13 protein-coding genes are annotated in these 16,212 nt (G+C 33.1%); all 13 read right to left on the reverse strand.

All coding sequences use genetic code 11. The annotated features are described in order from the left end of the window. Nucleotide 1 precedes the first annotated feature (1 nt). A complete protein-coding gene (locus EPK97_RS12355; RefSeq protein ID WP_162036929.1) occupies nucleotides 2-1,030 on the reverse strand; it encodes a BMP family lipoprotein in 1,029 nt (342 codons plus the stop codon). Between the two features lie 385 nt (nucleotides 1,031-1,415). Then, nucleotides 1,416-1,715 (reverse strand): hypothetical protein, encoded by a 300-nt coding sequence (locus EPK97_RS12360; RefSeq protein ID WP_162036930.1) that lies wholly within the window; start codon nucleotides 1,713-1,715, stop codon nucleotides 1,416-1,418. Between the two features lie 164 nt (nucleotides 1,716-1,879). Further along, entirely contained in the window at nucleotides 1,880-4,186 is a 2,307-nt protein-coding gene (locus tag EPK97_RS12365) for a thiamine pyrophosphate-dependent enzyme (protein WP_162036931.1), read from the reverse strand. Between the two features lie 28 nt (nucleotides 4,187-4,214). Continuing rightward, nucleotides 4,215-5,219, reverse strand: a complete 1,005-nt coding sequence (locus EPK97_RS12370; protein WP_162036932.1) for a 2-oxoacid:acceptor oxidoreductase family protein — start codon at nucleotides 5,217-5,219, stop codon at nucleotides 4,215-4,217. A 634-nt stretch (nucleotides 5,220-5,853) separates the two neighbouring features. Beyond that, nucleotides 5,854-7,203 carry an ABC transporter permease gene (locus EPK97_RS12375; RefSeq protein ID WP_162036933.1) on the reverse strand — a complete coding sequence of 450 codons (1,350 nt, stop codon included), beginning with the start codon at nucleotides 7,201-7,203 and terminating at the stop codon, nucleotides 5,854-5,856. After that, on the reverse strand, nucleotides 7,187-7,888 hold the full coding sequence (locus EPK97_RS12380) for an ATP-binding cassette domain-containing protein (RefSeq protein ID WP_162036934.1): 702 nt from the start codon (nucleotides 7,886-7,888) through the stop codon (nucleotides 7,187-7,189). The genes EPK97_RS12375 and EPK97_RS12380 overlap by 17 nt, the downstream gene beginning before the upstream one ends. 35 nt (nucleotides 7,889-7,923) lie before the next feature. Continuing rightward, nucleotides 7,924-9,018 carry an MFS transporter gene (locus EPK97_RS12385; RefSeq protein ID WP_162036935.1) on the reverse strand — a complete coding sequence of 365 codons (1,095 nt, stop codon included), beginning with the start codon at nucleotides 9,016-9,018 and terminating at the stop codon, nucleotides 7,924-7,926. Beyond that, nucleotides 9,011-9,892: an ABC transporter ATP-binding protein gene (locus EPK97_RS12390; protein ID WP_162036936.1), complete on the reverse strand. Its 882-nt coding sequence runs from the start codon at nucleotides 9,890-9,892 to the stop codon at nucleotides 9,011-9,013. The genes EPK97_RS12385 and EPK97_RS12390 overlap by 8 nt, the downstream gene beginning before the upstream one ends. Continuing rightward, nucleotides 9,879-10,277 (reverse strand): GntR family transcriptional regulator, encoded by a 399-nt coding sequence (locus EPK97_RS12395; RefSeq protein WP_162036937.1) that lies wholly within the window; start codon nucleotides 10,275-10,277, stop codon nucleotides 9,879-9,881. The genes EPK97_RS12390 and EPK97_RS12395 overlap by 14 nt, the downstream gene beginning before the upstream one ends. Before the next feature lie 218 nt (nucleotides 10,278-10,495). Beyond that, a complete protein-coding gene (locus EPK97_RS12400) occupies nucleotides 10,496-11,134 on the reverse strand; it encodes an MOSC domain-containing protein (RefSeq protein ID WP_162036938.1) in 639 nt (212 codons plus the stop codon). Nucleotides 11,135-11,366: 232 nt separating this feature from the next. After that, the gene (locus EPK97_RS12405) at nucleotides 11,367-12,929 is read right to left on the reverse strand and encodes a glycosyl hydrolase family 18 protein (protein ID WP_162036939.1); all 1,563 of its coding nucleotides are present in this window, start codon (nucleotides 12,927-12,929) and stop codon (nucleotides 11,367-11,369) included. Between the two features lie 222 nt (nucleotides 12,930-13,151). Then, nucleotides 13,152-15,047 (reverse strand): glycosyl hydrolase family 18 protein, encoded by a 1,896-nt coding sequence (locus EPK97_RS12410; RefSeq protein WP_162036940.1) that lies wholly within the window; start codon nucleotides 15,045-15,047, stop codon nucleotides 13,152-13,154. A gap of 268 nt (nucleotides 15,048-15,315) precedes the next feature. Further along, nucleotides 15,316-16,206, reverse strand: a complete 891-nt coding sequence (locus EPK97_RS12415; RefSeq protein WP_162036941.1) for a PhzF family phenazine biosynthesis protein — start codon at nucleotides 16,204-16,206, stop codon at nucleotides 15,316-15,318. Nucleotides 16,207-16,212: the final 6 nt, after the last annotated feature.

Raw genomic sequence — 16,212 nt, forward strand, 5'->3', positions numbered from 1 at the left:
TTTATTCAATACCAGAAGGGACTACAATCTCACCATTAATGATTTTTTCTTTATAATCATTTACTGCATTCATAATTTCTTCAGAGATATTTGGATTTTCAGATGGTAAACCAACACCATTTTCCGCTAAACCAAGCTCTCTAATTCCACCTTCGAAATTCCCCTCAGAATAATCTCTAGATACTTGATATACAGCTTGATCCACATATTTCATCATTGAAGTTAATGTAACTTCATTACCAAAAGTAATGGATTGGTCTTTATCTACTCCAATTACCCAAACACCAGAACGTTCATTTGCTTCACCAAATACTCCGTCACCTACGCCACCTGCTGCGTGGAATATAACATCAACGTCATTGTCATACATCGTAGCTGCTGATGCTTTTCCTAAACCAGCATCCGTAAATGAACCTGTATATTCAACTACAACTTCAAGATCTGGGTTAACAGCTTTTACACCTTCAACGAAACCAGTTTCAAACTTCTTGATTACTGGAATGTCCATTCCACCTACGAAACCAATTTTGTTCGTTTTTGTTGTCATTGCTGCAACAACACCCACTAGGAAAGAACCTTCATGTTCTTTAAAAACAGTAGACACTACATTTGGAGCATCAACTACTGCATCAATGATACCAAAATTAGATTCAGGATTTTGCTCTGCAATCGCTCCAATAGCATCACCCATTAAAAATCCAATACCCCAAGTTAGATCCCATCCGCCGTTTACGAATTCATTTAAGTTTGGCTCAAAATCCCCTTCGCCTTGGCTTTCTATATAGTTTACTTCAGCTCCAGCTTCTCCTAAGCGTTCTAAACCTTCCCAAGCACTTTGGTTAAAGGAATTGTCATTAACCCCACCAACATCAGTTACCATACCAACTCTTACTTCATTCTCTAATGGTTCATCTGCTACAGGTTCCTCTTTTGGTTCCTTTGTTGGTTCTGACTCTTGAGCACACCCAATTAGTGCCATAGAGAACACTAGAATCAAAATTAGTGACTTCAACATAAAATTCTTTTTCATTTCTTTTTATCCCCCTTCTTTTTTTCGCCTGACAAAGTAGTATGTATTTATTCGCCAGAATAGAAACCCCTTTTTTATTTTATACCATGATCAGTACAACATAAGGTATCTAAGAATATATATAGCATAGTTTATTGTAATCTCCAAGCTAATTTTAGTTAATTACAGTGGCATTGCGTTAAATAATTACCAATAATAAACTTTTTATACAATTATCACTTACATCTACCACCCCTTGTAGGGTAAATAGTCTAATAAAATAGCTAATAAAATAGCTAATAAAATAGGTTTTATACCTAAGTGTGTCAAATTTAAGGATTTTCATAGTCATGCAAACTTCTATTGTAGCGTTCGCAATTATCAATTTTTTATACTGTTTCAAAACCTATTCGTCCTTTTTATTTTTTACATATGGCGAATTTGATTTTTCATCAATAAATAGTAAGTTAGAGCTGTTGTTATTTAATTTTACATTAAAGACTTTCAATTTCTGCTCACTTGCTTCTAACACTTTCCATAGTTCAGAATCATTTACTTGATGTTGTTCTAGAAATGTAGGAGCTTCCTCTTCTGCTTCTTTGAACGTATCCCAAAATTTTGTACCGTAATAAGGAAGCTGATAAATATTAATTAAATTGCAGGTGAAAATCTGTGAACTCTCCCTATGTTTTAATACAAAAGGCATATCCCATTCCTCCTAAATTTATAACTAATGAACTTCTAAATCGAATGTAAAAGAGCACAATCTTTATTATGATTGTGCCCTGAAGAATATTTATTTCCAAAACCCTATTATACCTCTTAAACTACTGTGTGATCATAATCACAGTTATGAAACAATGAATTTGTTTATAAATAAGGGTTTTCGTGTTTAGCTTTAAGTTTCTGCCAACGGCGATCAACTTCATCTTCAAAGGATTTATATGCAGTTTCGTATTCTGGTTTTGTCATATGTTTCGTTTTACCCATAGTTTTTAACCAATCAGACAATGGAATCCGTTTGTTTTTTGCTTCGGGATCGAACGTAATTGTTGTGATGCCTCTCTCAATCTCGTACAGAGGAAAGAAACATGAACCGACTGCTGCATCTATGATGGTTGCTCCTTCTTTTTCCTCAGACAACCAGTTTAATGGACAAGTAATTAATATTTTACCATAAACTAACCCTTCATTTTGAGCATACCACTGTGCTTTTGCAGCTTTCTTTACCAAGTCTTGAGGATAAGCTTCTGATCCAGTAAACACATAAGGAATATTTGTAGCTGCCATAATTTGAGCAGTATCTTTGTGGTGGAATAATTTACCACCTTGATGTTTACCTACGTTTGAAGTAGATGTTCTATGCCCTAAAGGAGTAGAATAAGATAATTGCGCTCCAGTATTCATATAACCTTCATTATCATACTCTAAAATAATCATTTTATGATTACGTAATGCGGCACCAATCGCTGGTCCCATACCAATATCCATACCACCGTCACCAGTGATCATTACAAAGGTGAAATCATCTTGTAAACCTAAATGATCAAGTTCTCCTCTACGTTTACGCTCCCAGAACATCTCAACAACACCTGATAACGTTGCAGCCCCATTTTGGAATAGATTATGAATGTAAGTTGCTTTATGAGCTGAATAAGGATATCCAGTCGTTACAACCATCGCACAACCTGTATGGAACAATGCAACGATGTCCCCTTCAATTCCTTTAAAGAATAATTCTAATCCAGAGAATATACCACAGCCAGGACATGCTCCATGGCCAGAAGCAATTCGTTTTGGTTTTTTTGTTAATTGACGTAATGGTGGAATTCGAACCTTTAACTTACCAGCTTCCTCATCCTCCGTTACCTTAATAAGACCTGTATTTAAATCCTCATATTTCATAGGCTCGAGTACACGTTTAGGTGCTTTATCTGGATTTCCAGGTGTATGACCATGATAATCAAAAGGTACTTCTACTTTATCTTTTTCTACAGCATCAATCGCAAGCTGGAAGAATTCGTGCCCATCTTCAGCATAAAAATCTTTTCCGCCTAATCCATAAATACGACTGATCACTTTAGTTGTTGTATTCCCATAAGTAAATAATGCCGCTTTAATTTCCATTACCATATTACCACCGTGTGCTCCATAAGAGTCCGCGCGGTCACCAACTGTGATTGCTTTCACATTTTTTAATGCCTCTGCAATTTGTTTTTGCGGAAATGGTCTAATTATATTAGGTGCAATAGAACCTGCTTTGATTCCTTTTTCACGTAATTGGTCAACTACATCTTTTACAATTTCAGATGAGGAGTTCATAAGAAATACAGCTACTTCTGCATCTTCCATACGATATAAGTTTAATATAGGATATTCACGACCCGTTAATTCAGAATATTCTTTTTGAATGCGGTCAAAGACATCTTCAGCTCTATAAATCGCTTCGGATTGCTGATAACAGTTATTAATATAATCTGGCTCATTCATGTATGGTCCTACGGTAATAGGATTATTACGATCCAAGGTATCTGGATATCCTTCTGGAGGGTTTTCTCCAACAAAATCAAGCACATCTGAACGATCTTTCATCGTCATTACACGACGTTTTTGATGTGAAGTGAAGAAACCATCCTGTGCAACTATAACGGGTAAACGCACTTCAGGGTCTTCAGCAAGTTTTAGAGCAATGATATTCATATCATAAACGGCTTGAGGATCACTACACATTAAAATTGGCCAACCTGTATTTAAAGCATAATATAGATCCGAATGATCTCCATGAATATTAAGTGGTCCTGAAACAGAACGACAGACTAAATTCAAAACCATTGGTAGTCGGGTTCCAGATTGCACTGGCATTTGCTCCAACATATATAAATATCCGTTCGCACTCGTTGCGTTAAATACACGTCCTCCAGCTGTAGAAGCTCCGTAACATACACCTGCTGAACCATGTTCACCATCCGCTGGAATTAGAACGATGTCATGCTGTCCACTTGTTTTCATTAAGTCTAAATATTGCGCAACCTCCGTTGATGGGGAGATTGGGAAGTATCCCATGATATGATAATTAATCTGGTGTGCAGCATAGGCTGCCATCTCGTTACCAGATTCGTACACCACTCGTTGTTCTACTTTTCCTTTTGTTTTTTCATTACTCATTTCTATCGCCATTTGAATCTCACCTCTTCACTATTCAAATTTATTTAGCAAGGTTAAACACATGAGGGACTCTATGTTTATCAGAATAACCCTCTTCTTCACGAGCAGAAGATAATGCTTCCGTCGGGCATGCAGTTACACATTTTAAACACCCTTTGCAATATTGGTAATCTATACCTTGTAAAAACATTTGAGGTCTTCCTTTTTTGTCAGGCTGCTCATCCCATACAAAACAATAATCAGGACAGACATTATCACAAGATGCACAATGAATACATGTATTTTCGTCAAAATGTGGTAACATACCTGATCTCGAAATACTTAAATCCTTCAAAATGCTATTCCCAGGGTTCGTGATCATACCACCCATTGGTTGAGTTTCATACCCTAAAACCGATTCATCACTTCGTTTAAACTCAGGCATTTTCTCGCCTTCAGCTAATTTAATAGTTTTGAACTTCACCTCATTATAACCACGATCAAAAGTACGGATAGCTGGTGCAACTGCCTGTGGGTACTTTTTACCCAAGGATTTTTCGATGACATCACGCATGATTTGTGGGTCAAGAAACTCACATAACCTGAATAATCCACCAAGCATAGCCATATTTACTCGATTTTTCTCTTCAAGTGCTATCCCTGTTGCATCAATCACAGCTATAGTTCCGCCTAACATATTCATGTTTTCTTTTAACTGATCAGGTGCTTTATTGGAATTAACTAAGACAATGCTGTCTTTATAAATACCACTGGTTACGTTAATTGTTTTGGAAAGAGCTTCGTGAAATACACCTACAACATGTGGTCTCTCAACTGGTGTAGTATCACGAATATTTGCATTTATATCGCAAAAGCGAATGTGGGCTTTTACAGGTGAACCCTTTTTCTCTGATCCATAAGATGAAAAGCTTACTCCATTAAAACCAGCACCAACAACGCCTGCTTCTGCTAGCATTTTTCCTGCTAAGTTAGCACCTAATCCCCCTATGGACTCCAAACGAATTTCAAAAAAACCTAATTCGTTAACTTTTGGAAGTGAACTCATCCATTTATCCCCTTTCTCTTATATCATCATGTTCATCATTTTCAATGATTAGTTATCGATCAAATAAATAAATATGCATCTATTAATTTTATAATAACAGGACGTTGAAATTATGGCAACAATTATGTTTTATATATAAAAAAACAGTCTTTATACTGTATCATTGCCACATGTCTTGATATATAACAGATTATAACGTGTAGTATAACAGGATAAATATAAGTTGTTTTTTATGAATAAACCCTTATAATGTAAGCACTTTCATCATTTAAAGATAGACTTTTTAACTTACATGAAAAAGAAAAAAGTTACTTTGTTTTCAAAAAAATTTGAAAAAATATATATAAATGGATTAGGGCAAAAATAAAAATTCACTACAAATAAATAAATATTTATCTATCTGGGTTGATACTTTTTAAGAATTCAAACTTGTAAAACCTTACCATTAAACAAAAAGTGACATCTATCACATTTTGAGAGTATTTGCATAAATATACACTTATATATTGATGTTTGTATAAATATAAAAGCACCCGTTAGGGTGCTTTTATATTATTTTATATATTTTCTATATTTTCTATATTTTTCCGTTCGCGTTTCTAACCTATCTCCATAACTGCTTTAGGGAAAATAGTTATATATCCCTGCGCATGGCTTTTAATACATCTACTGATGTTGCTTTTTTCGCAGGTCTCCATCCTGAGAAAACGGCTACTAGAATACTAATTGAAGCTGAAATCACAACTAAGGACAATGGGATGTATGAGAACATCAATCCTTCAGGTGAAGTTTCTTCTGACATCGTTTCAATAAGAAATGGTAATCCTAAGTTAACTGCCTTACTTAAAACAAATGCACTAACAGTACCTATCAATGCACCTAAAATTCCTATATAACTGCTCTCAATTAAGAAGATCTGTCTGATTGTAGAGGGATGAGCTCCTATCGCTTTCATGATCCCTATATCTGATGATCTTTCGGTGACTGCCATAGTCATCGTATTAAATATTCCGATGGATGCAATAATCAAAGCAATCGTACCTACAAAAATTAAACCTATTTTCATGACTAAAAATAATGCATTAATCTCTTGAATTTGATCAGTTACAGAAGTATTAATATATCCCTTTTCTCTTATTTCTTCACTTACGCCTTTCACTTGCTCTACATTTTGTGTATAAACAGAAACTCTATCATATAGTCTCTCTCCATTTAATTGTACACCCACTAAATAATCTTCTTCATATTCTATTTCTTGAAATAAAACTTCTCCTTTTTTCGTTTGTGTGAACTCTTCAATTTGCTGGAATAGAGCATCAGATATTGTGATATTTGTATCCTTATCAAACTCATTTGCCAACTTTTCTTTAATACCCACAACTTTTAGGGGAATTGTTTTGTATTCAATATTCCCTGTCTGATCAAATTTTCTTATTTTTAATTGTAAGTTTTGTCCTATTAATTCTTCTTCATAACTTACCTTAGGTTCATTAGTATCCTCTGAGGGTTTCTCCAAATATTCTTTAAAATTATAACCCACAAGTATTTCATTATCAGTGGAAGGGAGCCTTCCTTCACTTAATTCCATTCCCATTTCAACTTCTGCTGGAAAATAAGAAACAGCTACTCTTGGTTGAATTTTGTAATCTTCTATACTTACAACCGCTTCTTGACTGTAATGTAAATATTGTAATCTTGTAACAGCCTTTACATCATCAATAGATTCAAAGTACTCTATATCTTCATCGTTCATAAATGACTTATTCTCAGTGCTTTGATCTTCTTTTCCATGAATATAAATTTCATTTAAAACTTTACCTTCCGTAAGATCTGTAATGATACTTTTTTGCAAACCAAACCCTACAGATGCTAACATAATTAAAAATGCACACCCAATTGCAGTAGCCAAAACGGTCATAAAAACACGCATTCGATTTTTCTTCATATTTTGTCTTACAAAACGAATTTTATCTATGAACTTCATAAGCTTTTTCCTCCTGTAGTTTTCCATCTTTGATGAGAAGCGTGCGATGTCCAATGGCTGCCACCTGATCGTCATGTGTAATAATTAAAAATGTAATGTTTAAATCTTGATTAAGTTTTTGAATGAAATTTAATAATTCCTGTTCATTTTCACTATCTAAACTACCTGTAGGTTCATCAGCTAAAATAATAGGTGGTTTTACGATTAATGCTCTAGCAATGCTAACACGTTGCTGCTGACCACCTGATAACTCACTTGGATAAAAATCAGCATAATCAGATAAGCCAACCATCGCTAACATGTCCAATGTTTGCTGTTTCCTTGCAACCTTACTAGCCCCTTTTAAAATCAAAGGAAGTTCGATATTTTGATAAGCTGTCATACTCGGAATCAGTTGGAAACTTTGAAAAATAAACCCTAAATTCTGAATTCGAAAATCAGCCCACTCTCCTTCACTCAACCCAGTGACGTTTTGATCTTTAATAAAGATTTCTCCATTAGTCGGTCGGATATATCCACTTAATAAATTTAATAAAGTTGATTTTCCAGACCCACTCTTCCCTACAATCGTTACGATTTCTCCTTGTTTAATATGAAAGTTAACATTGTTTAAAACAGGTACAATTGTTTTTCTTTTCTTTTTTCCTATTTTAAATTGATGATTAATTTGTTTCACTTGAATCACGAAAATCCCCTCCACTATCTTGATGTATAAATTCTTTATCTGCTGCTGATTTTCAAATTCACATTATATAATTTCCTAGTTAAATAATAAGATAAAATCCCAAATCCAATAAATCCAAAGATATAAAACAAACTATCTAAATAATTTAAGCGATATGGAACAAATGCTGTTCCAATTATCCCTCCTAATAACGCAAAACAAATAACGATGCCAAACATAAAGAATTTATTTAATTGTGGAAACAATAAAAATTTTCCATTATTCTCTACTTTGTTTCGCTCATATAGAAATACACTTAATGGTAATAAAATCAGTGTATAAAAAACTGGAATAAGCAAGAAGTAATAATAAACCTGATAGTCATATGAAATAAAAGAATAAAAGCCATCTTCTACAACATTGTTTTGATGAATTACATTAAAAAACAAGTTTTTAATAGAATTTGTATCGAAATAATTTCCCAAAAACAATATATCCATTTCGTAAAAGAAATCGTATAAATCCCTTTTTAGTACATTTTCAAAGAAACTTCCCAATAAGAAATAAATACCTAAAGGAAATATAAAAAAAATAAAAGTTAACGCAGCTTGATATATGAAACCACCTGTAATCGTGCCAAAAAATAAGGCAAAAACATAAAGTGCCACAAAAGCAATAAAAGGATAAATAAAATATATAAACGACCATTCAAAATTTAACATGTTTTGATATTCAGAAAAATAAATAATAACTTGAGTGAATATAAAATTTAATATAAACGCTGAAACAATAAATGTAGTTCCTATCATCCATTTTGATAAAAATATTTGTTTACGTGAAAAAGGAAGTGAAAATGTAAAATCATTTGTTTTATTTCCTCTTTCAGACCCGATTAATAGGCTTGCCAATATAAAAATTAAGATTAATAACACAACATAGATGGAAGTGAAATTAAGAACATTATCATAAAAGTAGTCTGTATGGATTTTGAAATCTGGATTGATAGAAAGTTCGTTTTTTTCATATTCCGTAAGATTTTGCAATCGTGTAATCACCTGAATTGGCATTCCCAAAAATAATACTATCCACATAGACCATAAGATGAACTTTGCTTGTTTATACTCTTTATTCCATAGTGCTTTATTAAACATGTTCCTCACCTCCTAGTTTGGCTACAAAGATATCCTCTAACGTTATCGGGAGTTCTTCGAAAAGTAATGGTTTTTCCTTTTTTATCAATTGAGATATATCATCTGTTTTTTCTTCAAGTAACAAAGTGTATACACGTCCTATTTGATTAAGCTGCTTTACCTGACCTAATACTTCAATCCATTCTGGTAAATGCTCTTTAAAAACAACCTGGATTTTTTTATATTCCCTCTTCATATCCATGAGTTCATTATGGGACTCAATCCTTCCCTCTTTCATTACCATGATTGTATCTGCAATTTGTTCTAATTCTTCTAAGCGATGGGATGAAATCAAAATCGATGTATTCCCTTCAGACACTTCTTCTAAGATATATCGTATAATTTGTTTTTTTATAATGACATCTAAACCATCCGTTGGTTCATCAAGAATGATCAGTTTTGCCTTTGTTGAGAAAGCAAGCACAAGAGAAAATAAAGCCTTCATCCCCTTAGAGTACTTTCCTATCTTCTTCCCCTGATTTAATGAGAATTTTTGTAATAAACTATAAAAATAATTTCGATCAAAATCGGGATATATCAATTCATAAAGTTTCACAATCTCTGATATTGAATAATTTTTTAAAGCCTCAGGAGAATCAGGAACAAACACCATATGTTGTTTCATGTTTGGATTTGTGTAAACACTTTGACCTTCAAAACTTGTATCTCCATTATTGGGGGTTAATATCCCTACTATCGTTCTTAATAATGTTGTTTTTCCAACACCATTTCTACCTACTAAACCTATGATTTTTCCAGGTTCAATCTCAAAGGATATATTGTCTAGAATTTTATTATCTTGAATTTTTTTACTTAATTTTTCAACTCTTAACATCTGTTTCGCCCCCTAACTCCTTATCCAATTCATCAAGCCATTCTGTTATTTGATTTTTTGATATCCCATAATACCTTGCTTCAATTAAAACTTGCTTTAACGTATTTTTTAACTCTTCCATTTTTTTTGAATCTAAATTAGAAACAGGTTGATCGGAAATGAAAGTCCCTTTTCCTCGAAGTGTGACTATCACCTCTTGCCGTTCCAATTCCTGATAAGCCTTACTTACAGTATTAGGATTGACCAATAGATTGGAAGATAATTCTCTAACAGAAGGCAGTTTCTCATTCACTTGAAGAATTCCTTTCACTTTAAGTTCTTTAATCTGTTTAATAATCTGTTCATAAATGGGAGTTTGACTTTTTTGATCGATATGTACTAACATATGATTTCCTCCCTTATCTGTATTAAGTGTATCACATCAAATAGTACACTTAATACAATACTGGATTTTCTTATTCAAGTCAACGATTTATGATATACAATTGTTTCCAAAATTAAATATGATTATGATAAATAGCTATCCAAACATAAAAAGGAAGACTCTCAAGGAGAATCTTCCAATATTAAACATATTCAGTTCAGTATTTCTTGAAGGTGATTTTAAATAATTTCATTTAATCTTTTTTTGAACTTCTCACGTAAAGAAGCTTTTAATTCCACAACTTCTACAACTCTTTTTAACAAATCTACATTTTTTTGATCAGAATAATGCAATTTATTCACATCAGAAATGGAAACTTGTTTGGGGTGTCGTTGGATAAGACTTAAAGTTTGTCCTGGTTCAATATATCCTTCTTTTAACACACGAAAATAAAAACCGGTATAACCGCTGTCACTAACCTTCTTTGCAAATTGATCATTATTAAATTTCTTTGCTAAAACTCTACATGGTTGTCTAGGCAAACTAACTTGTAGCCTGGTTTCCCCTAGTTCAAAAATATCACCAATACATACGTCGTCCTCGGAGATATTCTTTACAGTCAGATTTTCACCAAAAGAGGGAATATCTACTTTATGATTCAATTCCTGCTCCCAATGTTCGTAGTGATCATAAGAATATACACACAAGACCTGGTCTTCTCCACCATGGTGTTTCAAATCAGCTTGTTCATCTCCAATAATAATTGTTGAAGATACATATACCTTTTCTGTTATTGGGAATTTATTGATGGCGGAATTTAAACCTTCTTCAATTTGTTTTGACTTCCCAATATTAATTGATTTCACTTCATAATTCATGAGCTCTCCCCACTTCCTTATGTATGTTATATAAGATAATAATAAACCTATCTTAACAAGGAAGGGTTTACTTTACAATGCATAAATAACCCACAATTGTAACGTGATTCAAGATCAAAAAAAGTGTTTAAAGAGCTCAATATATTATTGAAATGATTATTTTTAAAAAAAGATATGCAAGGAAGTCCAGTAAGAGCTTCCTGCATATCTTTTCCCAACAAAAGATAAATTATTATTGTAATCCTTTTTCAATGGCCGTCCATAAACCATCATTTGTCAAACCAATTTCCCAAACTGATACACCTGCTAAACCATATTGATCAATTAATTCGACTTTATCTATTATACTTTCACTGTCTTCATACCAAACGATATGTTCTTGTCCATCAGCATCCGTATATGTTAGATACGGAGAATTTGCAGCTTCATCACGGTACATTTCTGTACTTTCATTATTGGTCATAATATTAGAGAGTTCACTCCATAATATCGTTTTATTTTTTGAAGCATCATTTAAATTCCAATCATAACCATAAGAAGGGATTCCTATTAATATTTTATCAGAATCTATTTCAGATACTGCATATTTCACTACGTCTTCTACCCAATTTAATCCTGAAACTGGACCTGCAGAACCCCAAGGACCATTTTGATCATAAGACATTAATTGTATATAATCTACAATTTCTCCTAATGCATCGTAATCAAAGGCTCCACTCCAAGCCGCATTTGGATTGTCAGATGATTTTGCTGAAACTGAAACGATAACTTCATATCCTTTAGGTTGTAATTGATCAGCTAGTTTTTGCACAAACTGAGTATATACTTGTCTATCCTCAGGGTGCATATTTTCAATATCCAAATTAACTCCATCATAATCATATTCTTTCAATAACTTTTCAATATTATTAATGGTTTTCTCGCTTAATTTTGTATCGTTTAATATAAGGCTTGCCAAATCTGGATCAAAACCATCTCCATTGTTTATTGCAGCATAGGTTGAAATGTTATTTCCATTTGCAAAATCCACACCTTCGCTTGCAAATAAGCCATCGATTTCCCCTGATTCAGTTAGAGAAAATGTAGATGTAGCAATTGAATTTATAGATTTTTCATATAAAATTAATGAATCATATGATGACACGTCTTGCGGATTATATTTCGTATAAAATGCAAGTACTTTTTTATCTTCTATTTTAGATATTAAACCTTGTTCTTTTGCTATACCGTATACTGAATAGGCTGACTCTACTAAAAACTTACGATTGGCAGAAATAGTATAATCCTCATGAGTTTCTATAAAGTTCCAATCTAGGGCAGCTGCAATATAATCTACAGCCCAAGTACTCACATTACCTTTAACAGTTTGGTTTTTTGCAATTTTTTCATCGGTTAATTTTTCATATCCAACGGTTAACATTTTGGCAAACTGCTCATAAGTAACAGTTTCTTTAGGTGCAAACTTACCATCACCCATTCCATTAATAATTCCAATTTCAGCTGCAGCTTCTATATATTTATAAGACCAAGTACTCATTGGAACATCAGAAAAAGTTGGACTCTCGGAAATATTTGATAAATCTAAATCAAACAAAAGTGCGATAATTTTTGCTGCTTGCTCTCGGTTCATTTTATCTTCTAAATGAGGTAATCCATCATCATACCCACTAAAAATTCTTTCTTCTTTTAATTCATCAAACTTCTGTTCTGTAGTTTTTGCTTCAACAGTAGTGAATGTAGTCATCAATGCAAATACCATGGCTGATGTAAGTAACATAGATAAACTTTTCTTCATGGTAAAATCTCCTTCATATATTTATTTTAATCAAAAGATGAATATCATATGAAATACATATTACTCTATTACAGTAATCTAAAATATTGAAAAATACAGTTAATATGATAACAACTATTATTTTATATTTCTACCAGCAAATGTTTCCACGAATATGAAGTAATTATAGTTGCAAAAAAAATAGCCTTTCGGCTATTTTTAGTTAACTTTTAATTCTATCATTTAGTTATTTTCTAAACCTTTTTCGATGGCTTTCCAAAAATTCTCGTTACCATAGTCAATTTCCCATACGGAAACACCAGCAAAATTATAATCATTAACTAAATCTACTTTTTCACTAATACTTATATCATCATCATACCAAACGACATGTTGATTCCCTACATTATCTTTATATTCATAATATGGTGTTCTTGAATTTGAATCTCTCTTTACTGTAATGCCTCCTTCAGAAAATCTTCTAGTTACTTCTTTTTGACTTATTGCTTTATTATCAGAAGTACCAGATAAATCCCAATCAATTGCGTAGCCAGGGATTCCAATTATTATTTTTTCTGATGGGATCTGTGAATCTGCATAATTAAATACATTTTGCAGCCAATCATAACCTGAAACTGGACCAGGTACGCCCCAGGTTCCATGTTGATCATAGGACATTAGTTGTACATAATCTACAATTTCACCAAGTGCAGCGTAATCAAAAGCTCCACTCCAAGCCGCATCTAGATCGTCATATGTTTTTGCTGTAACTGAGACGATCACTTCATATCCCTGAGGTTGTAATCTTTTGGAAAGTTCATCTACAAATTGAGTATAAATTGCTCTATCGTAATAATACATATTTTCAAAATCTAGGTTAACACCTGAAAAGTTATAATCTTTCACCAAAGCTTCAATATTGTTAATCGTTTTGAGCCTCAATTCACTTTTGTTTAAAACTTCATTTGCTAGATCACGGCTAAAAAATCCGTCCTCATCATGATTCCCAATGGCTGCATAGGTTTTAATATTGTTATTTTTAGAAAAATCTAACGCAACTGTTGGATAATCTCCTTCTATTTCACCTAAATTGGTAATACCAAATGTTGCAGTAGATATAGAATTCATATAATTGTGATACGTTTTTAATGCTTGCAGTGAGGTACTGTCTTGAGAACCATATTGAGTATAATACGCTAAAACCATTGGTTCTGATCCGTCACCTGCATCTGGTTCTGATCCGTCACCTGCATCTGGTTCTGATCCGCCACCTGCATCTGGTTCTGATCCGCCACCTGCATCTGGTTCTGATCCGCTACCTGCATCTGGTTCTGATCCGCCACCTGCATCTGGTTCTGATCCGCCACCTGCATCTGGTTCTGATCCGCCACCTGCATCTGGTTCTGATCCGCCACCTGCATCTGGTTCTGATCCGCCACCTGCATCTGGTTCTGATCCGTCACTTGTGCTCGTTTCTGTTTTATCACTAGTATTTGAACCACTATCATTTCCTTCAGATGGGGAAACTACTGGTTCTACTTCTACTATAACGTTATCCAATAATTTCTTTTCTGTTATATAAGCTGCCTCTACCAAAAATGTACGATTAGCAAAACTTCTATAATTTTCAGTTTCTTCGATTAATCCCCAATTTAATGCGGATGAAACATACTTTTTAGCCCATTTACTCACATGATTTTCATCTGCTAGTTTATCTTCAACAACTTCTTCATTTGTAACTTGAATATATCCAATACTTAACATCTTTGCAAACTGTTCATAAGTAACTTGATCAGTTGGAGCAAATTCATTGTTTCCTATTCCATTAACTATCCCGTAATTTACAGCAGCTTCAATATATTGATGAGACCACCGCTCTATAGGAACATCAGAAAACGTCTGTTCACCTGAAGATTCAGAAATGTTTAAACTAAAAAGAAGGGTAATAATTTTTGCTGCTTGTTCACGAGTCATTTGATCTTCTAAATGTGGCAATCCGTCTTGATATCCACTAAATATGTTTTTTTCCTTTAATGAATCAAACTTTTCTTCAGCACTTAACGCACTGACTATACTCAAAGAAGTGAATAACAAAAACACCATGGACGTTGTAAGTATTAACAATAAGATTTTCTTCATGGTTTCCCCTCTACTAATCTATTTTTTTAATATTCATTTACATAGATACGTACGAATTAAAATACATATAGATTATTCCTGCTCAAGCTATATCATTTTTCATTATAAAATATTGATATAAAAGTATATTCATATAATATATGTATTGCTAAATTCCTAATGATCATATCACCTATTTTTTTAATAGACTACTAGTAAATCATGCCAATTCTTGAGCAAAGAAAAAAACCACCGTTATCGGTGGCTTATAATTTTAAGTACTCCATTTTTATATAGAAACTTTAAAATCTTTTACAAAAACAGCAGTACCATATATTCCAACTTCATAACCCTCAGAAGTTTGATCTACTTGGACTGATACTCTGCCATCCCTATCTATTTCTTGACCTTGTTCAACTAAAATTGATAATTTGTTCGAATCTCGTTCATTATTAATATATTTTGCAAAATACGCGCCCATTACGCCAGATGCCGTACCTGTCACTGCATCCTCAGTTGTTCCTGAGTAAGATGAAGAAAAATGCCTACCATGCATATCGGCTAATTCGTCGTATGTTTCTAAGCAAAAAGGATGTACAGATGACTTTGGCATTTCATTTAAAACTTTTGGAAGAAATTGATTATTAGGTTTCATTTTTTGAAAAGATTCTAGTTTTTTAATAGGTATCAATAACGTCCAAACCCCTGTATTGCCATATACAATTGGATATTGCAAGTCTATTTCATGTTTGGTTAACCCTATAGATTCAGCTAACTTGCTTATTGGAGATTTAAAAGGTAAAAACTGAGCAGGTTTTTGTTGCATGAATATACTTAATTGTTTTCCTTCTTCATAAACACGAATAGGTAAATGACCTACATTCGTTTCAATTGTAATGGAATCTTGAGTTATTTGTTTATTTGTTCGAAGCGCATAAATGCTTGCTATCGTTGCGTGACCACATAAATCTATTTCATGTCCAGGAGTAAAATATCTTATACGTACATCTGAGTTATCAGACTTAAGAATAAATGCTGTTTCATTAAATCCAGCTAATTTTGCAATTCTTTGCATTTGATGTTCATTTAAATGGTCTGCATTTAATACGATACCAGCAGGATTTCCTTTGTTAGCAATTTCACTGAAAGCATCGATATGTAAAACCTTAATTTCATTCATGGTGTC

This window comes from Chengkuizengella sediminis (assembly GCF_010078385.1).
In the GTDB taxonomy this organism is placed as follows: Bacteria; Bacillota; Bacilli; order Paenibacillales; family KCTC-33759; genus Chengkuizengella; species Chengkuizengella sediminis.

What these genes read in the sequence shown, in the direction of transcription:
- EPK97_RS12355 (WP_162036929.1), bottom strand. Translation starts at nt 1,030, where the DNA reads ATGAAAAAGAATTTTATGTTGAAGTCACTAATTTTGATTCTAGTGTTC.
- EPK97_RS12360 (WP_162036930.1), bottom strand. Translation starts at nt 1,715, where the DNA reads ATGCCTTTTGTATTAAAACATAGGGAGAGTTCACAGATTTTCACCTGC.
- EPK97_RS12365 (WP_162036931.1), bottom strand. Translation starts at nt 4,186, where the DNA reads ATGGCGATAGAAATGAGTAATGAAAAAACAAAAGGAAAAGTAGAACAA.
- EPK97_RS12370 (WP_162036932.1), bottom strand. Translation starts at nt 5,219, where the DNA reads ATGAGTTCACTTCCAAAAGTTAACGAATTAGGTTTTTTTGAAATTCGT.
- EPK97_RS12375 (WP_162036933.1), bottom strand. Translation starts at nt 7,203, where the DNA reads ATGAAGTTCATAGATAAAATTCGTTTTGTAAGACAAAATATGAAGAAA.
- EPK97_RS12385 (WP_162036935.1), bottom strand. Translation starts at nt 9,018, where the DNA reads ATGTTTAATAAAGCACTATGGAATAAAGAGTATAAACAAGCAAAGTTC.
- EPK97_RS12390 (WP_162036936.1), bottom strand. Translation starts at nt 9,892, where the DNA reads ATGTTAAGAGTTGAAAAATTAAGTAAAAAAATTCAAGATAATAAAATT.
- EPK97_RS12395 (WP_162036937.1), bottom strand. Translation starts at nt 10,277, where the DNA reads ATGTTAGTACATATCGATCAAAAAAGTCAAACTCCCATTTATGAACAG.
- EPK97_RS12400 (WP_162036938.1), bottom strand. Translation starts at nt 11,134, where the DNA reads ATGAATTATGAAGTGAAATCAATTAATATTGGGAAGTCAAAACAAATT.
- EPK97_RS12405 (WP_162036939.1), bottom strand. Translation starts at nt 12,929, where the DNA reads ATGAAGAAAAGTTTATCTATGTTACTTACATCAGCCATGGTATTTGCA.
- EPK97_RS12410 (WP_162036940.1), bottom strand. Translation starts at nt 15,047, where the DNA reads ATGAAGAAAATCTTATTGTTAATACTTACAACGTCCATGGTGTTTTTG.
- EPK97_RS12415 (WP_162036941.1), bottom strand. Translation starts at nt 16,206, where the DNA reads ATGAATGAAATTAAGGTTTTACATATCGATGCTTTCAGTGAAATTGCT.